22 protein-coding genes are annotated in these 25,992 nt (G+C 70.3%); 18 read left to right on the forward strand and 4 right to left on the reverse strand.

Translation table 11 applies throughout. The annotated features are described in order from the left end of the window. Window positions 1-6: 6 nt before the first annotated feature. The 8 genes from ABN611_RS26390 to ABN611_RS26425 all read left to right on the forward strand — a co-directional run bounded on the left by ABN611_RS26390 (window position 7) and on the right by ABN611_RS26425 (window position 8,364). Window positions 7-1,116 carry a GNAT family N-acetyltransferase gene (locus ABN611_RS26390; protein WP_350274920.1) on the forward strand — a complete coding sequence of 370 codons (1,110 nt, stop codon included), beginning with the start codon at window positions 7-9 and terminating at the stop codon, window positions 1,114-1,116. Beyond that, window positions 1,088-2,038, forward strand: coding sequence for a potassium channel family protein (locus tag ABN611_RS26395; protein WP_350274921.1), 951 nt, complete (start codon window positions 1,088-1,090; stop codon window positions 2,036-2,038). Before ABN611_RS26390 ends, ABN611_RS26395 begins: the two co-directional genes overlap by 29 nt. Window positions 2,039-2,112: 74 nt before the next feature. After that, window positions 2,113-3,015, forward strand: coding sequence for a zinc metalloprotease (locus ABN611_RS26400; RefSeq protein WP_350274922.1), 903 nt, complete (start codon window positions 2,113-2,115; stop codon window positions 3,013-3,015). A gap of 169 nt (window positions 3,016-3,184) precedes the next feature. Beyond that, window positions 3,185-4,174 carry a LacI family DNA-binding transcriptional regulator gene (locus ABN611_RS26405; protein WP_350274923.1) on the forward strand — a complete coding sequence of 330 codons (990 nt, stop codon included), beginning with the start codon at window positions 3,185-3,187 and terminating at the stop codon, window positions 4,172-4,174. Then, window positions 4,171-5,094 carry a sugar ABC transporter permease gene (locus ABN611_RS26410; protein ID WP_350274924.1) on the forward strand — a complete coding sequence of 308 codons (924 nt, stop codon included), beginning with the start codon at window positions 4,171-4,173 and terminating at the stop codon, window positions 5,092-5,094. Before ABN611_RS26405 ends, ABN611_RS26410 begins: the two co-directional genes overlap by 4 nt. After that, on the forward strand, window positions 5,091-5,924 hold the full coding sequence (locus tag ABN611_RS26415) for a carbohydrate ABC transporter permease (RefSeq protein WP_350274925.1): 834 nt from the start codon (window positions 5,091-5,093) through the stop codon (window positions 5,922-5,924). Before ABN611_RS26410 ends, ABN611_RS26415 begins: the two co-directional genes overlap by 4 nt. An 8-nt stretch (window positions 5,925-5,932) precedes the next feature. Next, window positions 5,933-7,213, forward strand: coding sequence for a sugar ABC transporter substrate-binding protein (locus ABN611_RS26420; protein WP_350274926.1), 1,281 nt, complete (start codon window positions 5,933-5,935; stop codon window positions 7,211-7,213). Beyond that, window positions 7,213-8,364 carry an ADP-ribosylglycohydrolase family protein gene (locus tag ABN611_RS26425; RefSeq protein ID WP_350274927.1) on the forward strand — a complete coding sequence of 384 codons (1,152 nt, stop codon included), beginning with the start codon at window positions 7,213-7,215 and terminating at the stop codon, window positions 8,362-8,364. Before ABN611_RS26420 ends, ABN611_RS26425 begins: the two co-directional genes overlap by 1 nt. 3 nt (window positions 8,365-8,367) lie before the next feature. Here ABN611_RS26425 and ABN611_RS26430 read toward each other — a convergent pair whose 3' ends face one another. Further along, a complete protein-coding gene (locus tag ABN611_RS26430) occupies window positions 8,368-9,186 on the reverse strand; it encodes a discoidin domain-containing protein (RefSeq protein ID WP_350274928.1) in 819 nt (272 codons plus the stop codon). Window positions 9,187-9,198: 12 nt separating this feature from the next. Further along, window positions 9,199-10,758 (reverse strand): alkaline phosphatase D family protein, encoded by a 1,560-nt coding sequence (locus ABN611_RS26435; protein WP_350274929.1) that lies wholly within the window; start codon window positions 10,756-10,758, stop codon window positions 9,199-9,201. An 80-nt stretch (window positions 10,759-10,838) separates the two neighbouring features. Between ABN611_RS26435 and ABN611_RS26440 the strand changes: the two genes are divergently transcribed. The 8 genes from ABN611_RS26440 to ABN611_RS26475 are packed head-to-tail and all read left to right on the forward strand — an operon-like array spanning window position 10,839 to window position 20,272. Then, window positions 10,839-12,137, forward strand: coding sequence for an ADP-ribosylglycohydrolase family protein (locus ABN611_RS26440; RefSeq protein ID WP_350274930.1), 1,299 nt, complete (start codon window positions 10,839-10,841; stop codon window positions 12,135-12,137). Next, window positions 12,127-13,029 (forward strand): ribokinase, encoded by a 903-nt coding sequence (locus tag ABN611_RS26445; RefSeq protein ID WP_350274931.1) that lies wholly within the window; start codon window positions 12,127-12,129, stop codon window positions 13,027-13,029. The genes ABN611_RS26440 and ABN611_RS26445 overlap by 11 nt, the downstream gene beginning before the upstream one ends. Beyond that, window positions 13,026-15,014 (forward strand): SUMF1/EgtB/PvdO family nonheme iron enzyme, encoded by a 1,989-nt coding sequence (locus tag ABN611_RS26450; RefSeq protein ID WP_350274932.1) that lies wholly within the window; start codon window positions 13,026-13,028, stop codon window positions 15,012-15,014. Before ABN611_RS26445 ends, ABN611_RS26450 begins: the two co-directional genes overlap by 4 nt. After that, window positions 15,011-16,198 carry a CoA transferase gene (locus tag ABN611_RS26455; RefSeq protein WP_350274933.1) on the forward strand — a complete coding sequence of 396 codons (1,188 nt, stop codon included), beginning with the start codon at window positions 15,011-15,013 and terminating at the stop codon, window positions 16,196-16,198. The genes ABN611_RS26450 and ABN611_RS26455 overlap by 4 nt, the downstream gene beginning before the upstream one ends. Further along, window positions 16,199-17,026 (forward strand): CoA ester lyase, encoded by an 828-nt coding sequence (locus ABN611_RS26460; RefSeq protein ID WP_350274934.1) that lies wholly within the window; start codon window positions 16,199-16,201, stop codon window positions 17,024-17,026. A 9-nt stretch (window positions 17,027-17,035) separates the two neighbouring features. Continuing rightward, the gene (locus tag ABN611_RS26465; protein ID WP_350274935.1) at window positions 17,036-18,628 is read left to right on the forward strand and encodes an NAD(P)/FAD-dependent oxidoreductase; all 1,593 of its coding nucleotides are present in this window, start codon (window positions 17,036-17,038) and stop codon (window positions 18,626-18,628) included. Continuing rightward, complete coding sequence (locus ABN611_RS26470) at window positions 18,625-19,044, forward strand: TIGR03668 family PPOX class F420-dependent oxidoreductase (protein ID WP_350274936.1); 420 nt, start codon at window positions 18,625-18,627, stop codon at window positions 19,042-19,044. The genes ABN611_RS26465 and ABN611_RS26470 overlap by 4 nt, the downstream gene beginning before the upstream one ends. A 1-nt stretch (window position 19,045) precedes the next feature. After that, window positions 19,046-20,272 carry a sigma-70 family RNA polymerase sigma factor gene (locus ABN611_RS26475; protein WP_350274937.1) on the forward strand — a complete coding sequence of 409 codons (1,227 nt, stop codon included), beginning with the start codon at window positions 19,046-19,048 and terminating at the stop codon, window positions 20,270-20,272. Here ABN611_RS26475 and ABN611_RS26480 read toward each other — a convergent pair. Beyond that, the gene (locus ABN611_RS26480) at window positions 20,262-21,320 is read right to left on the reverse strand and encodes a methyltransferase domain-containing protein (protein ID WP_350274938.1); all 1,059 of its coding nucleotides are present in this window, start codon (window positions 21,318-21,320) and stop codon (window positions 20,262-20,264) included. The genes ABN611_RS26475 and ABN611_RS26480 overlap by 11 nt on opposite strands. A gap of 63 nt (window positions 21,321-21,383) precedes the next feature. On the opposite strand from ABN611_RS26480, the gene ABN611_RS26485 reads away from it, so the two are divergent. Both ABN611_RS26485 and ABN611_RS26490 read left to right on the forward strand, forming a co-directional pair. Beyond that, a complete protein-coding gene (locus tag ABN611_RS26485; RefSeq protein WP_350274939.1) occupies window positions 21,384-22,682 on the forward strand; it encodes an acyl-CoA dehydrogenase family protein in 1,299 nt (432 codons plus the stop codon). Beyond that, a complete protein-coding gene (locus ABN611_RS26490) occupies window positions 22,679-23,881 on the forward strand; it encodes an acyl-CoA dehydrogenase family protein (RefSeq protein WP_350274940.1) in 1,203 nt (400 codons plus the stop codon). The genes ABN611_RS26485 and ABN611_RS26490 overlap by 4 nt, the downstream gene beginning before the upstream one ends. A gap of 241 nt (window positions 23,882-24,122) precedes the next feature. Here ABN611_RS26490 and ABN611_RS26495 read toward each other — a convergent pair whose 3' ends face one another. Then, window positions 24,123-25,871, reverse strand: coding sequence for a hypothetical protein (locus ABN611_RS26495; RefSeq protein WP_350274941.1), 1,749 nt, complete (start codon window positions 25,869-25,871; stop codon window positions 24,123-24,125). Window positions 25,872-25,992 lie beyond the last annotated feature (121 nt).

Raw genomic sequence — 25,992 nt, forward strand, 5'->3', positions numbered from 1 at the left:
GTCCGCATGCTCTGGAAGATCAGGACCGAACTCGCCGACCGGCCCGGTGCGCTGGCCGAACTCGCTGCACGGTGTGGTGCGGACGACATCAACATCCTCAGCCTCGAGGTCTTCACCGCCGAGACCGGCGCCGTCGACGAGCTGGTGGTCTCCACCGGCGTCGGCTGGACCGCCGACGACCTGACCGCGCTGGTCGCGGAGGCGGGGTGTGTCCGTACGACGGTCCGCCCGTGCCAGGCCGACGTACTCAGTGACGCCCCGACCCGGTACCTGCGCGCCGTACTGCGGCTGATCGACGACCCGGTGTCGGTGGACGACGAGCTCGGCAATCTGCAGGGCTTCGACGAGTACACCCCCGCCGAGTGGGCGCGGGCCGACGTCCTGGTCGAGATCGCGGGGCGGCTGGCCGAGCGGTTCGACGTACCGGACGGCCCGCGGCCCGGGAGCGGCGTGCCGGAGCTGCGGATCGCGACCGTCGAGGACGCCGACGCCGTGGTCGCGATGCACGAGCGGTGCTCGTACGAGAGCCGCACCCGGCGGTACCACGTCCCGATGCCGAAGCTGACCGCCCGCACCGCGCGGCACCTGTCCGCACCGGCCGGCGGGGTGTCGGTCGTCGCCTCCGTCGGCGATGCGGTCGTCGGGATGGCGACGGCGGCGCCGTGGGAGGAGCTGGGCAGCACGACGATGGAGGTCGCCGTACTGGTCGAGGACGGCTGGCAGGGCCAGGGCCTCGGGCTGCGGTTGCTGCGCCAGGTGGTGGGGGAGGCCCGGGCGCTCGGCGCCGACCGGGTCGTGTGCATGGTGCAGCCGGAGAACCACGCGATGCTCCGGACGCTGGAGCGGCTGCGGATGCGGTCCAGGGTGGTTCGGGACGGCGACAACCTGATGGTGAGTGTCGCACTGTCCGACCGGAGCCTGTCGCATGCGGTGGATCGGCCCCCGGTGGAATATCGTCTGAACCGTGCCACCTCTTCCCATCGGTCGCCATCCGCACGGCCTGCTGGTCAACCTGCCCGCGAGCACCCGCTCGCCGCTCTTTCAGCTCTTCAGCCGATTTCTGGTCGCGCTGGGGCTGCTGACGCTGATGGTTCTGATCGTGGTGGTCGACCGTGACGGCTACAAGGACAGCTACGACGGTACCGTCACCCTGATCGACAGCATCTACTACGCCACCGTCACGCTCACCACGACCGGGTACGGCGATATCACGCCGGTGACGCCGGCGGCCCGGCTGGTGAACGCCTTCATCGTGACGCCGCTGCGGATCTCGTTCCTGGTGGTGCTGGTCGGTACGACACTGGAAGTGCTGGCCACCGAGGGTCGCCGGATCATGCGCGACACGCGCTGGAGGAAACGGATGAAGGACCACACCATCGTCGTCGGCTACGGCACCAAGGGCCGCTCGGCGGTGCAGACCCTGCTGAGCAACGGGGTCAAGCGCGACAACATCGTGGTGATCGACCCGCGGGCACAGGCGATCGGTGACGCGGGCAACGACCAGATGGCCGCCTTCCACGGCGACGCGACCAACCGGACGGTGCTGCGGCGCGCCGAGGTGATGACCGCGCGCGAGGTGATCGTGACGACCGACCGGGACGACTCGGCCGTGCTGGTGACGCTGGCGGTGCGGCAACTGAACCCGAACGCGCACGTCGTGGTCGCGGTCCGCGAGGAGGACAACGTGCCGCTGCTGCGGCAGAGCGGCGCGGACGCGGTCGTCACGTCGTCGGAGGCGGTCGGTCGGCTGCTCGGCCTGTCCGCGGTCAGCCCGAACCTCGGCGAGGTGATGGAGGACCTGCTGACGTACGGCGAGGGGCTCGAGGTCGCCGAGCGCCCGGTCCTCGGCCGCGAGGTCGGCAAGCCGCCGTCCGCCGTACCGGACCGGGTGGTGTCGGTGGTCCGCGACGGCAAGGTGCACCGGTACTACGACTCGAACGTCTCGGTCCTCGCCGCGGGCGACAAGCTGATCGTGGTCCGCCCCGCCAAGGAGACCCCCTGGGCGGAGCGCCCCGGCGCCGACGAGGACGACGAGTAGAACCTCTTCCGCTGCGCCTGCCCGCTGCCTACAGTCGAATTGGCCTGGGGGTCGCGAGTCAGCAGGGGGCAGTCATGAGGTGGAGCAGGGCGGCGCGGTTCGCCGCGGTGACGGCGATGCTCGGTGCCGGGCTGACCGGTACGCAGAGCCAGGCCTCGGGTCCGCCCGGGGACGAGGCGTGCGTCTCGGAGGAGAGTGTCGTGCACGCCCGCGGCGGCGCGCGGGAGCCGGATCTCGGCCAGGTCGCCCAGGACCTGCCGGCGTCGGCGAAGGGCAAGGCGAAGGCTGGTTTCGGCGTGACCGTTCCGGTCTACTTCCACGTGGTCACGGACGGCTCGATCGGGGCGTTGACGGCGCGCCAGATCAGCGCGCAGATCGCCGTACTGAACAACACGTACGCCGGTGGTGAAGGTGGCGACCAGACCGGGTTCACCTTCAAGCTGGCGGGGGTGACGCGCACCGACAACGCAGCGTGGTTCTACGCGAACCCGGGCGGCACCGGCGAGCACGGCATGAAGCAGGCCCTGCACACCGGGGGACCGGGCGACCTGAACCTGTACTCGACGACGGCCGGCGACTACCTCGGCTGGGCGTACCTGCCGGACATCGTCACCAAGCCCGGCCAGGCGTACCTCGACGGCGTGGTCGTCGACTGGGAGTCGTTCCTCGGTACGTCGACCACGTACGCGGGCCGGTTCGACCAGGGCGAGACGACGACGCACGAGGTCGGCCACTGGCTGAACCTGGAGCACACGTTCTACGGCGGCTGCAGCGCGAAGGGCGACTTCGTCGCCGACACGCCCGCGGAGAAGACCCCGACGAGCGGCTGCCCGGTCGGCAAGGACACCTGCAAGGCGCCCGGCGAGGACCCGATCCACAACTACATGGACTACTCGTTCGACTCCTGCTACACGGAGTTCACCCCCGGCCAGTCCCAGCGGATGGCCGACGCCTGGCTCTTCTACCGCGCCGGGTAAGCCGCGTTTGCGACAGGCCGCGAGGTCTGGAGACACGTCATGACGTGTCTCCAGACCCCGGCGCGTGTCGTGAACGGGAGGATGTGAGCCGCGCGGTGTTGACCGCGCGGCGGCGGCGCTCTACTGTCTGGGTTGTAAACGATTACAAGAACGATTACAGGAGGTCGGCGTGAGTCGTCCGACGATCGCTGGGGTGGCCCGGGCGGCCGGGGTCTCGGTGGCGTCGGTGTCGCGCGTGCTGAACGGGCTGCCGGCCACCGAGGAGATGGTCGAGCGGGTGCAGCGGGCGGTCGCGGAGCTCGGGTACGTCCCGGACGCGCGGGCGCGGTCGCTGAAGGTCGGGCGGACCTTCCAGCTGACGCTGGCGGTCGCCGACGTCGGCAACCCGGTGTACGTGACGATGATGCGCGCCGTCGAGGAGGTCGTGTCCGCGGCCGGCTACCGGCTGGTGGTGACGACGACCGGACCGGACGTCGTGGACGAGGTCGCGCTGGTCCGGGGGATGGCGCGCGGGTACGCCGACGGGCTGCTGATCAGCCCGCTCCGCGTCGACGAGGACCTGGTGAAGTCGATCCGCGAGTGCGAGGTGCCCGTGGTGGTCGCCGGTAACGTCCCGGCGAAGGCGGGCGTCGACACCGTACGGGCGAACTCCCCGAAGGGCATGCTGCTCGCCGTCGACCACCTGGTGTCGCGCGGCCGTACGAGGCTCGCCTTCCTGAACGGCCCCGCCGACACCGTTCCCGGCGCCGCCCGGGCCAAAGGTTTCGCGGACGCGCTGAAGGCGCACGACCTGCAGCCGACCGCCGTCGCCGAGGCGACCGACTTCACCTTCGTGGCCGGCCGCGCCGCCGCCCCCGAGCTCCTGGCGGCCGTGGCCTTCGATGCGGTGATCTGTGCGAACGACCTGCTCGCGGTGGGCCTCATGCACGAGTTGGCGGCAGCGGGGCTGGAGGTGCCGAAGGACGTGGCGGTGGTCGGGATGGACGACAGCGAGCTGGCCGAACAGAGCTTCCCGCCGCTGACGAGTGTGAACCTCGGCTCGGCCGAGCGTGGACGAAGGGCGGCGGAGTTGCTGCTGGCAAGGATCGAGGACAACGACCGGACGCCGCGGCGGATCGTCGTACAGCCGTCCCTCAGTGTCAGGAAGTCCACGCCATGACCGCCACCCTGACCGCGCCGCCGCAGCTGGACAAGAAGAAGGCCGGGAAGCCGAGGCAGAATCGCGAGGCCATCCTGCTGTTCCTGCCGGCGTTGTTGCCGGTGCTGCTGCTGAGCGTGTACCCGCTGATCCGCGGGATTGCGCTCGGCTTCACCGACGCCCGCGCCGGCCTGAACGTCGACACGAACTTCATCGGTTTCGGCAACTTCGGCAAGCTGCTGCAGAACGACCTGTTCTGGGACTCGTTCCGGATCGGCGTGATCTGGACGCTGTCGGTGACGATCCTGCAGTTCGTGGCCGCGCTCGGCCTGGCGCTGCTGCTCAACACCGACCTCAAGTTCCGCGGCGTCGCCCGCACGCTCGCGCTGATCCCGTGGGCGATGCCCCCGGTCGTCGTCGCGATCATGTGGCGCCTGCTGCTGCACCCGACCAACGGCCCGGTGAACGAGGTCCTGCAGACCCTGCACCTCACCGACCACCCGATCAACTTCCTCGGCGATTTCGGTACGGCGCTGCCGGCCGTGATCGTGGTCGGCATCTGGGTCGGCATGCCGATGACCACGGTCACGCTGCTCGCCGGCCTGCAAGGCATCGACCGCAGCCTCTACGAAGCGGCCGCGGTCGACGGCGCCGGGGCGTGGAGCCAGTTCTGGAACATCACGTTGCCGCAGCTCAAGACCGTGATCGTCGCGATCACCAGCCTGGACATGATCTGGAACTTCAACTCGTTCGGACTGGTCTACGTGCTGACCGCCGGCGGCCCGGGCGGCAAGACGATGCTGCCGATGCTGTTCGCCTACAACGAGGCGTTCCGCTACGGGAACTTCGGGATGGCCGCCGCGATGGGTGACGTGATGGTGGTCATCATCATCTTGTTCCTGTTCTTCTACCTGCGGAACCGGCTCCGGAGCGAAGCATGAGAGCGCGTCCGGCCGCCCGCGTCCTGCAGTACGTCGCCGTCGTGGTGTACCTGGTGTTCCTCGGCTTCCCGCTGCTCTGGCTGATCTCGAGCTCGCTGAAGTCGCCGCAGGAGTTCGCCAGCATCACGCCGAGCCTGCTGCCGAAGAACTTCGACGTGTCCAACTACTCCGACGCGCTGAACGAGCAGGGCCTGGTCCGCGGTCTCGGCAACAGCCTGCAGATCTCGATCTACACCACGATCCTGGTGCTGATCGTCGCCCTCCCGGTGTCGTACGCGCTGGCCCGGTTCCGCAGCCGGCTGCGGCCGCTGACGAACGGCTGGATCCTGGTCAGCCAGGTGTTCCCGGTGATCCTGATCGTGATCCCGCTGTTCATGATCCTGCGGCCGCTGCACCTGACGAACACGATCCCGGGCGTGGTGATCGTGTACATGGTCTGGTCGCTGCCGTTCGCCCTGTGGATGCTGCAGGGGTACGTCGCCGCGGTGCCGCGCGAGCTGGAGGAGGCCGCGTCGGTGGACGGCGCCGGGCGGCTCCGGACGATCGTCTCGATCGTGATGCCGCTGCTCCGCCCGGGCCTGATCGCGACCGCGATGTTCACCTTCATCTCGGCGTGGAACGAGTTCTTCTTCGCCCTGGTCCTGCTGCAGGACCCGGAGCTCAAGACGCTTCCGCTGGTGCTCGCCCGGTTCGTCGGGGCCGAGGGCCAGGTGCAGTTCGGCCCGCTCGCCGCCGCCTCCGTGCTGGCCACCGTACCCAGTCTCGTGTTCTTCGCCTTCCTGCAGCGCCGGTTGACCTCCGGCCTGCTCAGCGGCGCAGTCAAAGGTTAGGAGAGGTAATGAAGAAGGTCATGACCGCGTTGCTCGCGGCGAGCGCCCTGGTGACGCTGGCCGCGTGTGGGGGCAACAGCAACGACGACAACAGCTCCGGCGGCTCGAACGAGAAGGTGACGCTCAAGTTCCAGAGCCTCGCCTTCCAGAAGTCGACGGTCGCCGCGACCAAGAAGATCGTCGCCGACTGGAACGCCGCGAACCCGAACATCCAGGTGGAGTACGTCCAGGGCAGCTGGGACTCCGTGCACGACCAGTTGGTCACCCAGTTCCAGGGCGGCACCGCGCCGGACGTCATCCACGACGAGTCCGCCGACCTCAGCGGCTTCATCAACCAGGGCTACCTCGCGGACCTCTCGCCGTACCTGAGCCAGGAGACGAAGGACGCCGTACCGCAGGGCGTCTGGGACACGGTCTCCAAGGACGGCAAGGTGTACGCCGCCCCGACGCTGCTGCAGTCGTACGTCGTGTTCGCGAACTCGGCGCTGCTCAAGCAGGCCGGGATCACCGCGACCGGTGACGCGCTGACCTGGGACGACCTGGCCGCGAACGCCAAGAAGCTGACCGCGGGCGGCAAGTACGGCCTCGGCTGGGGCCTGAAGAGCCCGACCGCGACGATGCTGAACCTCGGCCTGAACTTCGACGCGAAGTTCTTCGAGGGCTCCGGCCGGGACGCCAAGGCGACGGTCGGCGACGCCGAGCTCGAGGTGCCGAAGCGGATCCACGCGATGGCGTACGGCGACAAGTCGATCGACCCGACCTCGCTGACGCAGAGCGGCACCGACGTGCTGCCCGGTTTCTACGCCGGCAAGTACGGGATGGTCGTGGCCGGCAACTACGTCGCGCAGCAGATCGCCGAGGAGGCCCCGAAGGGCTTCCAGTGGGAGGTGCTGCCGCCGCTGAAGGGCACCAGCAGCAAGCAGGCCGCGAACCCGCAGACGCTGTCGGTGCCGGCCGAGGGCAAGCACATCGAACAGTCGGCGAAGTTCATCGACTACTTCATGAAGGCCGAGAACCTGGCCGCGGTCGGTCAGGGCGACTGGCTGATCCCGACCACCCAGGCGGCCCGGGACGCGATCCAGCAGGCGACCGGCGGCAAGAACGGCTGGCAGCAGACGCTGGCCAGCGGCGCCGACCTGACCAAGGCGCCGTTCCAGAGCGTGGAGAACTACCCGAAGTGGAAGGACCAGATCGCGACGCCGGCGTTCCAGGAGTTCCTGGCGAACAAGACCGACCTCGCGGCGCTGGGCAAGAAGCTGAACGACGGATGGGGCCAGGTCAACAGCTGATGCCTGAGGCAACAAGAACGGGGCTGGAAGACAAGGCAGTAGGAGTCCTCGTCGGCTCCGCGGTCGGTGACGCGATCGGCGGCGCCGTCGAGGGCTGGACCCCAGAGGCGATCCGGGAGCGGCACGGCGGCCGGGTGACCGGCATCGTCGGCCCGTGGTTCGGCGACGACTGGCGCACCGCGCGCCCGATCGCGCCGTACCACAAGGGCGACGGGCACATCACCGACGACACCTTGATGACGCACGCGCTGGTCGAGGTGTACGACGAACGCCGGACGCACCTGGACGCCTACGCGGTCGCCGAGTCGCTGGTGCCGAAGATGATCGACGGCACCCGGTGGGTGCCCGAGCTCGAGGCGGACGCGTTGCTGCTGCAGCGCGTCTTCCTCGCCGAGAAGTGGCTGGTCGCCCGGCTGCACTACGGACACGTCGACCCGCGCGAGGCCGGCGTCGGCAACATCGTGAACTGCGGCGCGGCGATGTACATGGCGCCGGTCGGGATCGCCAACGCGGGCGATCCCGAGGGCGCGTACGCCGAGGCGCTCGACGTCGCCGGTGCGCACCAGTCGAGCTACGGGCGGGAGGCGGCCGGCGTGTTCGCGGCCGCCGTCGCCGCGGCGATGGTGCCGGGGGCGACGGCCGGCTCCGCGGTCGAGGCGGCACTGAAGCTCGCCAAGGACGGCACTCGGAGGGCCGTCGAGGCGGTGGCCGAGGCGGCCGACGGCCTGACCGACTGGGAGGAGGCGATCCCGGTCCTGCGGAAGGCGATCGAGCCCTACGACACCGTCGGGCCGAACTACCGCGAGCTGTCGATGGACGCGCGCCGCCCGAGCCGCACCAAGGCGATCGAGGAACTCCCGGTCGCGCTCGGCTTCGTCCTGGTCTCCGAGGGCGACGTACGGCGGGCCGTCCTGGGCGGCACGAACTACGGGCGCGACGCGGACTCGATCGCCTCGATGGCGGGCGCTGTCACGGGCGCGCTGCAAGGGCAGGCCGGCGTACCGGCGGAGTGGGCGGAACCGATCGCCGAGGCGAGCAAGACCGATCTGGTCGCGCCGGGTCTGGTCATGGCGTCGGTGGCGCGGGACATCCGGGCGGCCGACGCCGAGCGGTGGGCCCGGCGGACGGCCGTGTTGGACGCGCTGGTCTGAATGTCAGTTGCTGTAAGCCTCCAGCTCCACGATCCGCGAGTACCCGTGGTCGTTGGAGTCGTGGATCACCAGACGGAGGGCAGTAACCGCTCGGGGCTCGAAGGTGACGGTCAGGCGGCCCGTGGTGTTGGCGCGGACCTCTCGCACGGTGGTCCAGGAGTCGGTGCGGACCTGGACGTCGAAGTCGCGCAGGCCCATGGCGGCGGCGGGGTAGCGGGTCGAGTCGAGGGTCTGCAGGACGACCCGGCCGACGGTGGTCGGCTGAGCGAAGTCGACGCCGTACGTGTCGGGGAAGACGCCCTTGGTGGCGTCATGCCAGCCGCTGGCGCCCCACTGCTCGGAGTCGGCGTTGCCGTCGACGCCGCCGCACAGCCGCATGTTGCCGTGCGTGGAGGACGCGACCGCCTGCTCACCGAGCAGGACGTTGTCCCGCACCGGGACGGGCTTGACGACGACCGGCACCTTCAACTCCTCCTTGCCGACGGTCAGATCCACGGTGTGGGTGGCGGGCGCGGTGCCGCGCGGGACCGTGATCTCGAGCGGAGCCTTCACGAGTTGGTCGACGGGCAGGTAGCTGGAGAACTGCCGGCGGGACAGCGTCAGCGCGGGGCCGGCCGACACGCGCATGTCCGCGACGGTCGGCTTGCGGCCGGTGTTGGTCATGCCGAGCGTCAGCTTGCCGGACGGGAAGCACGGCAGCGGGACGACCTCGACCGGCTGCGGCGTCGCGCTGATCTCGACACGGTCGTTGCCAGCAGCAACGGCGAGCGGGGTGGCGACGAGCGCCGCCGGGAGGGCGAGCAGAACAAGGCGTCGGAGCATCGAGCGGTCCGTTCAGGCGAGGTGGGTTCCGGGACGGCCGTCCTCGACGACCAGGGTGGCGCGGGTGGACGCCGTACCGCCGGGCGTCGTGACGCGGTCGACGATGCGAAACTCCGAGGTCCATTGGGCGCGGTCGAGCCGGCAGCTGAGGTAGCCGCGCTGGACGTTCTGGAACTTGACGTGCGGGTTCTCGGCGAGCAGCGCGCGACCGGTCGCGTCCACGTCGACTCCGTCCTTGCCGGACGAGATCGACGTGGTGACGAACTCGCTGCCGACCGCCGGCGTGGCCGGGTCCGCGAAGTTCACCCGCAGGTCGGACGCCACGCTGCGGTGCAGGTCCCCGGTCAGTACGACGAAGTTGCGCACGTCCCGGTCGCGCACACCGGACAGCACGCGGTCGCGCGCGGCGGCGTACCCGTTCCAGGTGTCCATCGGGAGCTCGAGCTCCGGCCCGGTCTTGCGGTCGAGCTGGGCCATCGCGACCTGTTGCGCGACGACGTTCCAGCGGCTGGTCGACGTACCGAGGGTGTCCAGCAGCCAGCGTTCCTGCGCGTCGCCGGTGATGGTGCGGGCCGGGTCGGTCGACACCTCGTCCGGCGGCAGCCAGCCGCCGGTGCTGGTCTGGTCGTCGCGGAACTGGCGGGTGTCGAGGATGCTCAGGTCGGCGGTCCGGCCGTAGCGGAGGTGGCGGTGCAGGCGGATCGACGGGCCTTCGGGGGGCTGGTCGAGGCGCAGCGGCATGTGTTCCCAGTACGCGCGGAAACCGTTGGCCCGGCGGACCAGGAAGTCGTCGTACGAGAGTCCGTCCTCCGACACGTACCCGGCCCAGTTGCCCTCGACCTCGTGGTCGTCGAGCGTGACGACCCACGGCGCCGCCGCGTGCGCGGCCTGCAGGTCGGGGTCGGACTTGTGCAGCGCGTACCGCGCGCGGTACTCGTCGAGGGTGAAGATCTCGCCCGCGAAGTCGGCCGGGACCGCCTGGTCGCGGATGCCCGCGGTGGGGCCGACGCCGACCTCGTAGATGTAGTCGCCGAGGAACAGTACGACGTCGTGGTCCCGGCGGACGACGTCCTGGTACGCCGTGTAGTAGCCGTCGTAGAAGGCCTGGCAGGACGCGACCGCCATCGTCACGGCCGGCTCGTCGGACGGTGCCGGCGCAGTACGCGTCCGGCCGACCGGACTGAGCTGACCCGAGGCGCGGAAGCGGTAGAAGTAGTGCCGCCACGGCCGCAGCCCGCGGACGTCGACATGCACGGTGTGCGCGTACTCGGGGCGCGCGTGCGCCGTACCGCGTCGTACCACCCTGCGGAACGCCGCGTCCTCGGCGACCTCCCAGTCGACGTTCACCGTGCGGCCGTCCATGCCGCCGAACGGTTCGAGCGGACCGGGTGCGAGCCGCGTCCAGATCACCACGGCGTCCGGCAGCGGGTCGCCCGACGCGACGCCGAGCGTGAACAGCGGTCTTTTGTCGGTGCGGTCGGGTATTCCTACCGCAGCGACGAGATCAGGGAGGTTTCCGGCAAGCGCGAGCGCGGCGGCGGTTCCGGTCAGAAAGCTGCGGCGGGTGACCATGGCCGGAAGTATCGGGCGGCGCCGGCAGATCGATCCAGGTGTGCGTTTCGCCTGGCGCAACAAGGGAAGGAAGAGCCTCGATGAGATTGACCTGGGTGCAGCCGGAGGACCTTCTGCCGCACCAGCTGGTCCAGGCGCGGTCGGAGGGGGTCGACGTCACCGACGTACAGGCCCGCTGGCTGGCCGCCGGCGGTACGACGGACGCGCCGGTGTCCGGTGCCTCCGACGAGCCGGCGACCCCCGCGCTGCGGGCGCTCGCCCGCGAGCTGCTCGACGTGCTCGACGCCAGGACAGGGGAGTGGCGTGAGCCGGAGATCCCGGAGCTGCCCGTACTGGGCGAACCGGTGGACCTCGAGACCCGGACGCTGAACGCGTGGCTCGGCCGGATGGCCGGCAACCTGCTCGGCAAGCCGGTCGAGAAGATCCCGCGCGAGGGCATCCGGGAGATCCTGACCAGCTCGGGGCAGTGGCCGCTGACGCAGTACATCACCGCCGCCCGCGTGCCGGACGCGGTCCAGGAGCGCTGGCCGTGGAACCGGCGCTCCAAGGTGAACAGCCTGCGCGAGGTCATCGACGGCATGCCCGAGGACGACGACATCAACTTCGCGATCCTCGCGCTGGTGATGATGGAGCGGTTCGGCCGCGAGCTGTCCACCGAGGACGTCGCGCAGAGCTGGCTTGGCGACCTGCCGGCCGGCCGCGTGTTCACCGCCGAGCGTGTTGCCTACCGCAACCTTCTCGAGGGAGTCGAGCCGGGCCGTGCGGCCGTCGTCGGCAACCCGTTCCGGGAGTGGATCGGCGCCCAGATCCGGACCGACGCGTACGGCTGGGCGCACCCCGGCGACCGGACGGCGGCCGCCCGGCTCGCGCTGGTCGACGCCCGGCTCAGCCACACCGGCGCGGGTGTCGACGGCGCCCTGTGGGTCGCCGCGATGTCGGCGGCGGCCCTGGTGCTCGACGATCCGGTGGCGGCGGCGGTCGCCGGCCTGGACGTGATCAATGATCAGGGCGCGATCGCCCGCGCGGTCCGGTTCGGGCTGACGCTCGCGGACGCCCGGCTGGACGACGCGCTGGACGCCTTGCACGCGGAGTACGGCGACCTGCACTGGGTGCACGCGGTGAACAACACGGCCCTCACGGCGTACGCGCTGACCGCCCCGGATTTCACCACCGCGATCGGTCGGGCGGTGATGGGCGGCTGGGACACGGATTCGGCCGGCGCCACCGTCGGCGCGGTTTTTGGTGCCACGCGCGGGGTTCCGGCAGAGTGGTCGGCACCACTGGACAACCGGGTGACCACAAGCCTCCCGGGGATGAACCAGATCGCGATCGACGAGCTGGCGCGGCGGACTGTGGAGGTGGCCCGGGGTGGAGCCTGATGTGGTGGTCGTGGGGAGTGCGAACGTGGACCTGGTGCTGCCGGTCCAGCGCATCCCGCGGCCGGGTGAGACGGTGCTGGCGGGTGCGATGACGCGCGGTCCCGGCGGCAAGGGCGCGAACCAGGCGGTGGCCTCGGCGCGCGCCGGTGCCCGCACGGCGATGGTGGTCGCGCTCGGCGACGACGACGGTGGTGCGCTGCTGCGCGACGCCCTGGAGGGTGTGGACCTGTCGCTGGCGACGACAGGCGAGGCCCCGACCGGTACGGCGATCATCACGGTCGAGGAGAGCGGCGAGAACTCGATCGTCGTTGCCCCCGGCGCCAACGGTGAGCTGACACTGACCCCGGCGGCTCTGGACGCGATCGGGAAGGCGAAAATCGTCCTTTCCCAATTGGAGATCCCGTTCGAAACGGTGCGGGCGGCGGCCGCCGCGGCGGCGTACTTCGTGCTGAACGCGGCCCCGGCGGCCGAGCTGTCCGACGAGCTGCTCTCCGAGGTCGACCTGCTGGTGGTGAACGAGACCGAGGCCGAGGCGATCGCCGGGCCGGACCGGTCCGCGCTGCTGAAGAAGGTGCCGGCCGCGGTGGTCACGCTCGGCGGTGCCGGCGCGGTCGTTCTGACCCGGGACCAGGGCGGCTCTGGGGAGATCGCCGTCCCCGGCGTACCCGTCGAGGTGGTCGACACGACCGCCGCGGGGGACACTTTCTGTGGGGTGCTGGCGGCGACGTTGGTTGCCGCCGCAGCTAACGACTCGATCACGGCAAGCGACCTGACGAACGCGGTCCGACGCGCTAACGTTGCTGCTTCATTGAGTGTTCAGGCCGCGGGGGCGATTCCCTCGGTGCCGCACGGGGATGCAATCGACGCGCGTTATGCGGAGGTATACCTGTGAACCCGCTCGAACCCCGGCCGATCGACCTCCCGGCGGAGGTCGATCTCGGACCCGGGGCCGACCTGTCCTTCCTGGACGACGCCAAGATCCTCGGCGCCCCGGAGGACCCGGCCGACCTGCCGCGCTGGCGGGCCAAGCTGGCCGAGTGGCGGTTCGGCGCCTTCGAACGGACCCGGTACGACGGTTCGCACTACGACGAGCCGGGCCGCGCCTGGACGCAGACGGCGTACTCGGTGGCGCTGGTCTGGCTCTGGGACGACCTGCTGTACGACGTCGGGACCGGGAAGTTCACGCCGGAGAAGTTCGTCGAGCACGGCGTCGCCGAGTTCGGCGGGCACGACGCGATCGTGCTCTGGCACGCGTACCCGGTGATCGGGATCGACGACCGGAACCAGTTCGACTTCTACCGCGACGTACCGGGCCTGCGGGAGCTGATCGACGACCTGCACCGGCTCGGGCTGAAGGTGTTCTTCGACTACAACCCGTGGGACGTCGGCACCCGGCGGGCAGCCCGCTCGGACGCCGACGAGTTCGCCGCGCTGGTCACCGACTACGCCGTCGACGGCGTCTTCCTGGACACGCTGAAGGAGGGCGACCCGACCTTCACCACCGCGATCCGCAAGGCGAACCCGGCGATCGCGCTGGAGGGCGAGTCGCGGTTGCCGATGGCAAGGATCGGCGACCACGCGCTGTCCTGGGCGCAGTGGTTCGCGGACACCCGCGCGCCCGGCGTGCTGCGCGCGCACCTGTTCGAGCGCCGGCACATGATGCACCACACCCGCCGCTGGAACCGGGACCACAGCGACGAGCTGCAGTCCGCCTGGGTGAACGGCGTCGGCATGCTGGTCTGGGAGTCGGTGTTCTCGGCGTGGGTCGGCTGGAACGCCCGCGACCGCGCGACGCTGCGCCGGATGGTCGCCGCGCAGCGGGCGTTCGCGCCGGTGCTGATCGACGGCGACTGGATCCAGCTGACGCCGGAGATCCCGGAGAAGGCCCGCGACCACGGCGTCTACGGGTCCCGGTTCGACCTGGCCGACATCACGTTCTGGACGCTGATCAACCGCGACGAGGAGGACTTCGAGGGCATCGTGCTGCGCTCGGAGGACCAGGTCGGCGACTGGTACGACGTGACGTCCGGCGTCCCGATCACCGCCGACGACGAGGGCGTGCACCTGGTCGTCCCGGGCCGTGGCGTGGCCGGCATCGTCCGCGTCGGCGCGACCGCCGGCGCCTCCTGCCGGGCGACCGCGCGCCGGCTGGGAACGATGCCGCGGGCCCATGTCGACGAGTCCGCGTTCCCGATGCGCCCGGCGGAGCGGGTCGTGCCGCCGCCGGTGACCGGTCCCGCGGACCTCGGCCCGGCGGTCGACGTCCCGGCGGGGGAGCGGACGCTGACCGTCCGGCACCGGCGGCGCGAGACCGGGCTGTACGACACCGCGCCGTACGTCGAGGAGTGGAAGCCGCTGCCGCCCCGCCTGCACGACATCCAGACCGTCACGCGCGAGGTCTCGTTGCCGGGCGTCGCGGTCGCCGTCGCCGAGGTGACCAACGCGGAGTACGCCGAATTCCTGCGGGCGACGGGCTACCGGCCGCTGATCGCGAACCGGTTCCTGGCGCACTGGGTCGACGGCGCCCCGGCGCCCGGCACCGAGGACCAGCCGGTGACGTACGTCGACCTGCCGGACGCGCGCGCGTACGCCGCCTGGCGTGGCGGCCGGCTGCCCAGCGAGGACGAGTGGCAGGTCGCGGCCGGTCTCGAAGGCTTCACGCGCCGCGAGCCCCTGGTGTGGAACCTGACCGAGAGCGAGCACCGCGACGGCCGCAGCCGGTTCTGCATCCTCAAGGGCGGCTCGCACTACCTGGCCGAAGGTTCCGACTGGTACGCCGACGGCGGGCCGCAGGAGCCGGACGTCAGCTTCAAGCTGGTCCTCACCGGCGGCGGTCTCGACCGCTCGCCGAGCATCGGTTTCAGGTGTGCGGGATGAGACCTGCCGCCCTCGACGGTGTGAAGGTGCTGGAGGCGGCGACGCTGTTCGCGGGACCGCTGGCGGCGACCTTCCTCGGTGACTTCGGCGCCGACGTCACGAAGATCGAGCACCCGTCCCGGCCGGACGCCGCGCGCACGCACGGCGCCTCCAAGGACGGGGTTGGGCTGTGGTTCAAGACCCTCGGCCGGAACAAGCGGCTCGCGACGCTGGACCTGTCGCGCGGCAGGGACGTGTTCCTCGAGCTGGTCAAGTCTCATGACGTCCTGGTCGAGAACTTCCGGCCGGGCACCCTGGAGCGCTGGGGCCTCGGGCCTGACGTCCTGCTCGAGGCTAATCCCCGGCTCGTGATCGCGCGGGTGACCGCGTTCGGGCAGGTCGGACCCTGGTCGCGGCGGCCCGGATTCGGGTCGCTGGCCGAGGCGATGAGCGGGTTCGCGGCGGTCACCGGTGAGCCGGACGGCCCGCCGACGCTGCCGCCGTTCGGCCTCGCGGACGGCATCACCGCGCTCGCGACGGCGTACGCCGTCCTGGTGGCGCTGCGCGAGCGGGACCGGTCCGGCCAGGGGCAGGTGATCGACATGGCGATCATCGAGCCGATCCTGATGATGCTCGGCGGCGGCATCACGGCGTACCAGCAGACCGGGTACGTGCAGCCGCGGCTCGGGAACCGCTCGTCGAACAACGCGCCGCGCAACGTCTACCAGACGCTGGACGGCCGCTGGGTGGCCGTGTCGACGAGTTCGCAGAGCATCGCCGAGCGGGTCGTGACGCTGGTCGGCCGGGCCGATCTGGTCGCGCAGCCGTGGTTCGCGACCGGACGCGAGCGGGCGGAGCACGCCGACGAGCTGGACGAGGCGGTCGGGTCGTGGATCGCGGCACGCCCGCTGGAGCTCGTGATGGAGGAGTTCGAGAAGGCCGAGGCGGCGGTCGGGCCGGTGCACGACATCCGCGGGATCATGAGCGATCCGCAGTACGGCGCGCTCGGGACGATCGTCAGCGTGGACGACGACGAGCTCGGCGGGCCGGTGCAGATGCAGAACGTGCTGTTCCGGCTGTCGGAGTCGCCGGGGCAGATCAAGTGGGCCGGCCGGCCGCACGGCGCCGACACCGACGAGGTGCTCGCCGAGATCGGTGTCACGCCGGACCAGCTCGCGGCGCTGCGGGCGGCGGGAGTGGTCTGAGTGCTGACCGCACTGTACGTTCCGGCCAACCGGCCGGACCGGTTCGCGAAGGCGGTCGCGGCGCGCCCCGACCTGGTCGTGTTCGACCTCGAGGACGCGGTCCCGGTCGCGGACAAGGCGGACGCCCGCGGCTGGGCGGTGGCCTGGGTGGCGGCGAATGCGCACGGCCCGGTCGAGATCCGCGTGAACGCCTTGACCTCGCCGTGGATCGAGGACGATCTCGCCGCAATCGCCAACATGCCGGCGGTGCGGCTACGGGTGCCGAAGGTGGAGAGCGCGGCCGACGTGCACGCGGTGCTCGACAAGGTGCCGTCGGCAAGGATCACCGCGCTGATCGAGTCCCCGCTCGGGGTCGAGCGGGCGTTCGAGATCGCCACCGCGGACCCGCGGGTGGCCGCGATCGCCCTCGGCGAAGCGGACCTGTCGAGCGCGCTCGGGGTCGACGGGCCTGAGGGGCTGACCTGGGCGCGGGGTCGGCTGGTGTCGGCGTCCCGGGCCGCGGGCCTGGGCGCACCGATGATGTCCGTCTACGCGAACGTGCACGACCTGGACGGCCTGCGGAAGACATCGCGGGAAGGCCGGGCGCTCGGATTCGTCGGGCGTACGGCGATCCATCCCCGGCAGTTGGCGACCATCGTCGAGGCGTTCACACCGACACCCGCCCAGGTCACCGCCGCGGAGGAGTTGCTGGCAGCCGTCGAACAGGCGGACGTCGCGGACGGCGGCGTGATCGTGCTGCCCGACGGCCGGATGGTCGACCCGGCGATGATCGGCCGTGCGCGCGAGATCACCACCCTCCTCCGGGAGATCCGGGCCCGGGTTCGTTAGGCTCGAAGTATGCTGCCGCGCAGTGTTGACGCCGTCGTGATCGGTTCCGGGCCGAACGGGTTGGTGAGCGCGATCACGCTCGCCGACGCGGGCTGGGACGTCCTGGTGCTGGAGGCCGCCGACCGGTTCGGCGGCGCGGTCCGGTCGACCGAGGAGGGCGGCTGGATCAGCGATCGTTTCAGTTCGAACTACCCGCTCGGCGTCGCGTCGCCGGTGCTCCGCGCGCTGGAGCTGGAGAAGTTCGGCCTGAAATGGGCGCACGCGCCGCTGCCGCTGGTGCACCTGCTCGACGAGAACGGTACGGCCGCCGCGATCCACCCGGACCCCGAGGACACCGCGAAGTCCCTCGGCGCCGAGCACCCGGGCGACGGTGACGCGTGGTTGCGGCTGTACCAGCAGTACGTGTCGATCCGCGAGCCGTTGCTGAACGCGCTGCTCACCACCTGGCCGCCGGTCGTGCCGGGCGTGAAGCTGGCCCGCAAGCTCGGGTCGATGGGGGAGTTGCTGCGGTTCGCGCGGTTCATGGCGATGCCGATGCACCGGATGGGGCAGGAGCTGTTCGCCGGCCGGCACGGTCCGGCGATCCTCGCCGGGAACTCGCTGCACGCGGACGCGCCGCTGTCGGGTGCCGTCAGCGGGACGATGGGCTGGCTGCTCGCGATGCTGGCGCAGGACGTCGGCTACCCGGTAGCGGCGAGCGGTTCGTCGATGTTGTCCGGAGCGCTGGTACGACGTGCCGAGCGCGCCGGTGCGCTGCTGGTCGCGGATACGCCGGTCACCGGTGTGGACGTCGCCGGCGGCCGCGCGACCGCCGTACGGACGGCCTCCGGTGAGACCGTGACCGTCGAGCGGGCCGTGATCGCGGACACGTCCGCGCCGGTCCTGTACGGCGATTTGTTGCCGGAGGCACTCATTCCGGGCGGGCTGCGGCGAGATCTGGACGAGCGGTTCGAGTGGGACTACCCGACCGTCAAGCTGAACTTCCGGCTGAGTGGCCCGATCCCGTGGCTGTCGTCGGAGGCGCGCTCGGCCGGCGTGGTGCACCTCGGCGGGACGGCCGACGAGCTGGTGCACCTGTCCGCGGACCTGGACACCGGGCGGGTGCCGTCGCAGCCGTTCCTGCTGATCGGGCAGACCACGAAGTCGGACCCGTCGCGGTCGCCGGAGGGCACCGAGGCGGTCTGGGCCTACGCGCACCTGCCGCGCGGGGTCGCGGACGACGCGTCGGCGGAGAAGCTGGCCGGCCGGATGGAACGCGCGATCGAGCGGTTCGCGCCGGGCTTCGGCGACCTGGTCGTCGCCCGGGACCTGCAGCGTCCGTCGGCGCTGGAGTCGGGGAATGCCGCGCTCGGGCTCGGCGCGGTCGGCGGCGGCACGATGCAGCTCCAGCAGCAGCTGATCTTCCGGCCGACGATCGGCCTGGGCAGCGCCCGGACCTTCGTCGACGGCCTCTACCTGGGCAGCTCCGCCATCCATCCCGGCGGCGGAGTCCACGGCGCCTGCGGCCACCTGGCCGCCCGCACCGCCCTCCGCGACGCCTCCCTCCTGGGCCCCCTCACCCGCAAACTCCCAGCCGCCACGTTGCGCCACCTCCAGCGGTGAAACTCGACGAGGCGGACTGCAGGGCTCGGGTCGCGGCGGCTCGAGTCGCGCGGTTGGGGACGGTCGGAGCCGATCTGCGGCCGCATGTCGTGCCGGTGACGTACGCCGTGCACGGTGACAACCTGTACGTCGCGGTCGACCAGAAGCCGAAGTCGACGACCTCGTTGAAGCGGCTCCGGAACATCGCCGCGCACGAGCGGGTCGCCGTACTGGTGGACGAGTACGACGAGGACTGGACGCATCTGTGGTGGGTCCGTGCCGACGGCGTCGCGCGGGTGCTCGACACGGATGCGGCGGCGCTGGAGCTGCTGGTGGCGAAGTACCCGCAGTACGACGCGGACCCGCCGCGGGGTCCGGTGATCGCGGTCCGGATCGACGGCTGGTCGGGGTGGGCGTACCGAGGCGAGGGGGACTGACGTGGAGCAACTGTTGCGGGAGCTCGCGCCGCAGGTGCTGGGCTTCCTGGCGCGCCGGCACGGGCAGTTCGACCTGTGCGAGGACGCCGTACAGGAGGCGTTGCTGGCGGCGGCGACGCAGTGGCCGGTGGACGGCGTACCGGCGAATCCGCGCGGCTGGCTGATCACGGTCGCGACGCGCCGGCTGACCGACGCGTTCCGCAGCGAGAACGCGCGGCGGCGGCGCGAGGACAGCGTCGCGGCAATGGCCGGACCGGAGGAGTTGGTTGCCCCAGGCGCCGATGTCGACGAGGCGCCGGACACCGACGACACGCTGACCTTGCTGTTCCTGTGCTGTCATCCGGCGGTGACGCCCGCCTCGCAGGTGGCGCTGACGCTGCGGGCGGTCGGCGGTCTGACCACGGCGGAGATCGCCCGGGCGTTCATGGTGCCGGAGGCAACGATGGCGCCGCGGATCAGCCGGGCGAAGAAGAGCATCAAGGCGGCCGGCAGCCGGTTCGCGATGCCGCCCGAGGAGGAGCGCGCGGACCGGCTCCGCGTCGTCCTGCAGGTGCTCTACCTGATCTTCAACGAGGGCTACACGGCCAGCTCGGGCGAACAGTTGCAGCGCGTCGAGCTCACGGCCGAGGCGATCCGGCTGGCCCGGATGCTGCGCACCGCGCTGCCGGACGACGGCGAGGTCGCCGGGCTGCTCGCGTTGATGCTGCTGACCGACTCGCGCCGTGCCGCGCGGACGACGCCCGACGGCGGGCTGGTGCCGATCGACGAGCAGGACCGGTCACTGTGGGACCGCGCGCAGATCACCGAGGGCGCCGACCTGATCCTGCACACGCTGCAGCAGGGGGACGTGGGGCCGTACCAGCTCCAGGCCGCGATCGCCGCCGTGCACGCGGAGGCGCCGAGTGCGGAGGAGACGGACTGGCGGCAGATCCACGCGCTGTACCTGGTGCTGGAGAAGCTCGCGCCGAACCCGATGGTCACGCTCAACCGCGCGATCGCCCTCGCCCAGGTCGAGGGACCGCAGGCCGGCCTCGACCTGCTGGTGACCATCGAGAACGACAAGAACATCACCGAGACTCATCGTCTCGACGCCGTTCGCGCACACCTCTACGAGCGCGCCGGCGACGCCGCCAAGGCCCACGAGCACTACCTGACCGCGGCCCGCCGTACGACGAGCCTCCCGGAGCAGCGGTACTTGCAGGCGAAGGCCGACGCGATCACGGGATGAGCCGGTAGAACCGGAAGTACGTCGTCTGGAACGGGAGCACCTGCGTCTCCCGGAACCCTGCCTCGGTGGCGTACCGGCGGAGCGTCGCCGGCCGCATCACCGCGCCGGTCGCCGCCGTCTCCGGATCACCCATCGCGCTCGGCAGGCAGGACATCAGGCTCCAGCCGTAGTGGTAGCGCTCCACCTCGGAGGCGGGCGCGGTGAACTCGTCCTCGACGAGCTCGTCCGCGATCAGCACCGTCCCGCCGGGCGCCAGCATCTGCCGCGCGGTGCGCAGCGCCTCGACCGGCCGCGGCATGTCGTGCAGCGCCTCGAGGATCGTCACCAGGTCGAACTGCCCGCGCTGGGCGGCCACGTCCGCGACCGCGAAGCTGACCCGGTCCGACAGCCCGGCCTCTGCCGCATGCTGGGTGCCGGCGGCGATCGCGGCCTCGTCGAGGTCGACGCCCTGCACGGTGATCCGCGGGTACGCCCGGGCCATCGCGATCGAGGACCAGCCGGTGCCGCAGGCGAAGTCCGCGACCCGGGCCGGCGGATCGGCGCGCAGCCGCTCGTTTATCTCCGGAATGGCGGGCAGCCACTCCTTGCCCAGCAGGTTCAGATAGCTCGCCCGGTTGGGATCCGCGCGTCCCTCGGGTCCCCAGGGCAGCGGCGGGGGTGCGCCGCCGGTCCGGTACGCCTCGACCAGCTCGGGCAGCATCCGCGCGGCCCGTGCGAGCTCGACGCCCTTGTAGCCGTGGTAGTTGGCGTCGTCCGGCTCGGCGAGGACCGGGACGTACTCCGGCGGCAGCGTGTACCGCCGTTCGGTGGGCGCCGCCGTGGTGTCGTCGACGTCGAGCAGCTCGCTGACCGCGTGGTGCTCGAGCCACTCGCGGATGTAACGCTCCGCCGTACCGGTCCGCTCCGCCAGCTCGACGGATGTCGCGGGGCCGTGCTCGGCGAGCGCCTTGTACAGGCCGAGGCGTTCGCCGAGGTAGACGGCGTACAGCTCGAGGGCCGCGCCGGCGTTCCGGAAGAGCCGCTCTACGAGTGCGTTGGTCCGGTCCATGGGTTGGATCGTAATGTCGAGGCAGGCGTGACCTGAGTTGTAACTTCGGTTTACAGTGACTGTATGAGCCTTCAGGAGCGGACCAGGCGGGACGCGATCGGGGTCGGCGTCGCGCTGCTGAACAAGCTGGCGCGATCCCGGGCGATCGACCGGTTCGGGTTGCGGAAGCCGGCCGAGCGGGCGGTGTTCGAGGCGACCAAGACCGGATTCCGGACGGCGGGCGCGCTGTCGCGGCGGTTCACCGCGGCGTCGAAGCTGACCGCGCCGTCCCGGCTGCCGGCGGCGCGGCGGACCGGACGGTTCGACCTGACGCCGACCGAGGACCAGGAGCTGATGGTCGGCGTCGTCCGCGAGTTCGCCGACGAGGTGCTGCGTCCCGCTGCCGCCGCCGCGGACACCGCGTGTACGACGGACGCGAAGGTGCTGGAGTCGTCGGCGGAGCTCGGCCTGAGCCTCATCGAGGTGCCCGAGGAGCTCGGCGGTATCGTCACCGAGCGCTCCGCGATGACCGGCGTACTCGTGGCCGAAGCGCTCGCGTACGGCGACATGGGACAGGCGGTCGCGTGCCTGGCGCCGTCCGCGGTGAGTACGGCGATCTCGTTGTGGGGCGACGAGACGCAGCAGGCGACGTACCTGCCGGCCTTCACCGGGTCGTCGGTGCCTGCGGCCGCGCTGGCGCTGCTGGAGCCGCATGTGCTGTTCGATCCCTTCGAGCTGCGGACGCGGTCCACGGGCGGGCTGCTGAACGGTGTGAAGTCGCTGGTGCCGCGGGCGGCCGAGGCGGAGCTGTTCGTGATCGGCGCGCAGACCGATGCGGGGCCGCAGTTGTTCGTGGTCGAGCCGGATCATCCGGGTGTGACGATCGAGGCCGAGCCGTCGATGGGCCTGCGCGCCGCGTCGCTGAGCCGGGTGATCCTGACCGACGTCCCGGCGACGCCGCTCGGGTCGGTCGAGGACTACGCCGAGTGCGTGCGGTTGTCGCGGCTCGGGTGGTGCGCGCTGGCGCTGGGGACCGCGCGGGCGGTGCTCGACTACGTCACGCCGTACGTGAACACCCGGGAGGCGTTCGGTGAGCCGATCAGTCACCGGCAGTCGGTGGCGTTCATGGTGGCGAACATCGGCATCGAGCTGGAGGGGATGAAGCTGGTCACGTACCGGGCAGGGTCGCGTGCCACCCAAGGGCTTCCGTACGCCCGGGAGGTCGCGCTGGCGCGGCGGCTCTGTGCCGAGAAGGGCATGCAGATCGGGACGGACGGCGTACAGCTGCTCGGCGGGCACGGGTTCGTGAAGGAGCATCCGGTGGAGCGGTGGTACCGCGACCTGCGGGCGATCGGCGTAATGGAAGGTGCGGTGCTCGTATGATCAACCTCGAGGTGCCGTCGAAGTTCCGGGCCTTCGTCAACCAGGCGCACCAGGTCGCCGCCGAGATGCTCCGGCCGAACTCGCGGCGCTACGACCTGGCCGAGCACGAGTACCCGGTCGAGCTCGACATGCTGGCCGCGATGGTCGACGGATTGGGTGCCTCGGGCACCAGTTCCGGGGCCGGCGCGTCCGGCGTACGACGTACCGCCGCCGCTGAGGACGGTGTCGTCAACGGGTCGAACCTGTCGTCGGTGCTGTCGATCATGGAGATGTGCTGGGGCGACGTCGGGCTGCTGCTGTCGATGCCGCGGCAGGGCCTCGGGAACTCCGCGATCGCCTCCGTGGCGTCGGACGAGCAGCTCAAGCGCTTCGAGGGCGTGTGGGCCGCGATGGCGATCACCGAGCCCGGGTGCGGCTCGGACTCGGCCAACATCCAGACCACCGCGCGACTGGACGGCGACCACTACGTGCTGGACGGCGAGAAGATCTTCGTCACCGCGGGCGGCCGCTGCGACGCGGTCGTCGTCTGGGCCACCCTCGACAAGTCCCTCGGGCGGGCGGCGATCAAGTCGTTCGTGGTCATGAAGGACACGCCCGGCATGACGGTCGAACGCCTGGAGAACAAGCTCGGCATCCGCGCCTCCGACACGGCCACCATCCGCTTCGAGAACTGCCGCGTCCCCCGCGAGAACCTGCTCGGCACGGCGGACATCGACAAGGGCTTCGCCGGGGTGATGCAGACCTTCGACAACACGCGCCCTCTGGTCGCCGCGATGGCCGTGGGCTGCGCCCGCGCGTCCCTGGAACTCACGCGCGACCTGCTGACCGAGGCCGGCATCCAGGTCGACTACGACCGCCCCACCCACCGCCAGCCCGCGGCCGCCGCGACATTCCTGTCCATGGAAGCCGACTGGGAGGCTGCCTACCTCCTCACCCTCCAAGCCGCCTGGATGGCCGACAACTCGCACCCCAACTCCCTCCAAGCCTCCATGGCCAAGGCCAAGGCCGGCCGAGTCGCCAACGACATCACCCTCCGCTGCGTAGAACTGACCAGCACCCTCGGCTACTCCGAACACGAACTCCTCGAAAAGTGGTCGAGAGACTCGAAGATCCTCGACATCTTCGAAGGCACCCAACAGATCCAGCAGTTGATCGTCGCCCGCCGCTTGCTGGGAAAGACCTCCGCCGAGCTGAAGTAGCCTTGATTGAAAGGCCGAGTCCTGCGAAACAACAACCTGGGTCGTCTTCTCGCCGCCGGCGAACGGCTTCCTCACCCGCGCTCACGGTCCGACGTACCCCTTCTTGTAGATCGGCCCCTTCACTTCGAGAACGGATCGCCGAGGAAGCCGCCGTACTCATTCGGCAGCACCTCAGTCATGGCGCGTACCGGCGCTCCCGGGAGGGTCACACGCTCGTGTGCCCCCCCCCGGGGAGGCGCCTTCAGCCGACCTTTTTCAGGTCCACCTTGTCCAGGACGAACTTGTACGAATCCGCTTGCGGGTTGCGCGAGACCACTCGGAACTCCAGCAGGTTCGGTCCACGGTCGAGATGAATCATGCCGAAGCCGGACTGGTAGTACTGCTGCGTCGTGCCGAACTCGTCCCGCGGCCCGCCGGATGCTTTTCCGTCGACGTACAGCTGCACCATCCCGTGACCAGTGGCCCGCTTCAAGGTCGCGCTGACGTCGTACACCCCGGGAGTCGGCGTGTCGACCGCGTACCGCACCGACGATCCGACGGAGTTGGCATCCAGCACGGTCGCGGCGCCTCCACTGGCCTGTGGGTCCTCGATGATCCTATGCGGTGTCCCTGGCGAAGCCGTCGCCGGAAGTTTCTCGGCCTCGTGGCTGACGGCCTTGAGGTCGGCCACCGCCTGCGAGATCGAGATCCGATACGCTCCTTGGCCCGGCAACGACGGAAGTGGCACGGTGACCCTGTCTCCCTTGACCCGGAAGTCGGCGTCGGTCACCTGGACAGGTTCGGTGACCGTGCCGGTGTTGGGAATGGCTGAAACGGTCAGGTGGATCTTGCCGTTGCGTACGAGGTACGGCGCCGCGTCGAGGTTCTCCAGGCTCAGGTCGATCTCCTTGCCGGCGGTCTCGTGATTGCCCACGAGGAAGGTTGCGCGTTTCATCGAGGCATCGGCGGCGCCGAAACCGTCCAGCCCGGCGCCGGCGGTTTCACCAACTCGCCGACCTGTCATTTCCCGGTAAGTGTTGTAGTTCCACCACACACCTCTCGGCAGGTCTGCCGAACGGGCTGTTGCGTTGCCGAGAGTCGCACGGAAGTTGGGATCCTCCCCTCTCCATTCCCAAGCGGAGTACAAGGCGTAGGCGAGGCCGTTGTCGGTCGAGCGCTCCAGGCGGGCCAGCCAGGCAGCGTTGTCGCCGACGTTGTAGGGCGCCGAGTTTCCGTAGCCGCCGCCCTGGTATTCCGTGACGGCCAACGGCATCGGCTCGATGCCGTTGTCGATCATCCATTGCTTGATGCGAGCCGTGTTGGTCTCGACGTCGCTGGGCACCGATGAGAGCTCGTGCCAGGTCAGGAGATCGGGCAGGCAATCGTTGGTCCTGCAGTAGTTCAAGAACTCGGTGAGGCGTACGAAGTTGAACCCGTACATCTCAGGACCCTGAATCTTGATGTCGGGAGAGATCGCTTTGAGCGTGTCGTGAGCCACGTCGAACGTCTGGAGGAATCGGCTGTACGGACGAGCGCTGGTGGTCCACTGGAGGTTGGGTTCGTTCCATGCGATCCAGGAATCGACGTCATAGCCACGCTCAACCGACTCCGCATACACGTTCTTCACGATGTTCCGCCAGGTCTCCCAATCACCCCCGTCCCCTGGCCAATAGGTGTTCAGTGGATTTGTCGGGTCCGCGCGGTAGTAGTACAGACCGACCATCGTGTCCGCACCGGTTGCCTCGACTCTTGCGTGCGTCGCGGGATCGTAGAGACTCGGTAGGTTTGGGTGGTGATCCGCACCGCGGATCGCGGTCACCTTGACGCCGTCCACCAGGTACTGCGCGGGTGACGTGGCACTGATTCCGTGGAGAAAACCGCTGGCCGCATGCTGTACGGGGCCTTCGTCGACGGCGAAGTCCACGCGGAACGTCGCTTGTGCTGCTGCGGCGGGGGTTGCCGGGAGAAGACAGCCGGCAAGAACTGACATCGCCACCGTCAGGGCAGCCACAGATCTTCGGGCATTCATCACGCTCGCCTCGATTCGGAGGGGTGCCTCGGCCGATGTCTGCAGCCGAGGAGCTCGGCGCGGCGGATCAACCGCCGGAAAGTGATGGATCACTTTCTGGCGC

Source organism: Kribbella sp. HUAS MG21, from assembly GCF_040254265.1.
In the GTDB taxonomy this organism is placed as follows: Bacteria; Actinomycetota; Actinomycetes; order Propionibacteriales; family Kribbellaceae; genus Kribbella.

Excerpts from the sequence above, each read along its gene's own strand:
- ABN611_RS26485 (WP_350274939.1), top strand. The coding sequence starts at position 21,384 with ATGAGCCTTCAGGAGCGGACCAGGCGGGACGCGATCGGGGTCGGCGTC.
- ABN611_RS26400 (WP_350274922.1), top strand. The coding sequence starts at position 2,113 with ATGAGGTGGAGCAGGGCGGCGCGGTTCGCCGCGGTGACGGCGATGCTC.
- ABN611_RS26480 (WP_350274938.1), bottom strand. The coding sequence starts at position 21,320 with ATGGACCGGACCAACGCACTCGTAGAGCGGCTCTTCCGGAACGCCGGC.
- ABN611_RS26420 (WP_350274926.1), top strand. The coding sequence starts at position 5,933 with ATGAAGAAGGTCATGACCGCGTTGCTCGCGGCGAGCGCCCTGGTGACG.
- ABN611_RS26465 (WP_350274935.1), top strand. The coding sequence starts at position 17,036 with ATGCTGCCGCGCAGTGTTGACGCCGTCGTGATCGGTTCCGGGCCGAAC.
- ABN611_RS26435 (WP_350274929.1), bottom strand. The coding sequence starts at position 10,758 with ATGGTCACCCGCCGCAGCTTTCTGACCGGAACCGCCGCCGCGCTCGCG.
- ABN611_RS26390 (WP_350274920.1), top strand. The coding sequence starts at position 7 with ATGCTCTGGAAGATCAGGACCGAACTCGCCGACCGGCCCGGTGCGCTG.
- ABN611_RS26395 (WP_350274921.1), top strand. The coding sequence starts at position 1,088 with ATGGTTCTGATCGTGGTGGTCGACCGTGACGGCTACAAGGACAGCTAC.
- ABN611_RS26490 (WP_350274940.1), top strand. The coding sequence starts at position 22,679 with ATGATCAACCTCGAGGTGCCGTCGAAGTTCCGGGCCTTCGTCAACCAG.
- ABN611_RS26455 (WP_350274933.1), top strand. The coding sequence starts at position 15,011 with ATGAGACCTGCCGCCCTCGACGGTGTGAAGGTGCTGGAGGCGGCGACG.
- ABN611_RS26425 (WP_350274927.1), top strand. The coding sequence starts at position 7,213 with ATGCCTGAGGCAACAAGAACGGGGCTGGAAGACAAGGCAGTAGGAGTC.
- ABN611_RS26415 (WP_350274925.1), top strand. The coding sequence starts at position 5,091 with ATGAGAGCGCGTCCGGCCGCCCGCGTCCTGCAGTACGTCGCCGTCGTG.
- ABN611_RS26410 (WP_350274924.1), top strand. The coding sequence starts at position 4,171 with ATGACCGCCACCCTGACCGCGCCGCCGCAGCTGGACAAGAAGAAGGCC.
- ABN611_RS26430 (WP_350274928.1), bottom strand. The coding sequence starts at position 9,186 with ATGCTCCGACGCCTTGTTCTGCTCGCCCTCCCGGCGGCGCTCGTCGCC.
- ABN611_RS26440 (WP_350274930.1), top strand. The coding sequence starts at position 10,839 with ATGAGATTGACCTGGGTGCAGCCGGAGGACCTTCTGCCGCACCAGCTG.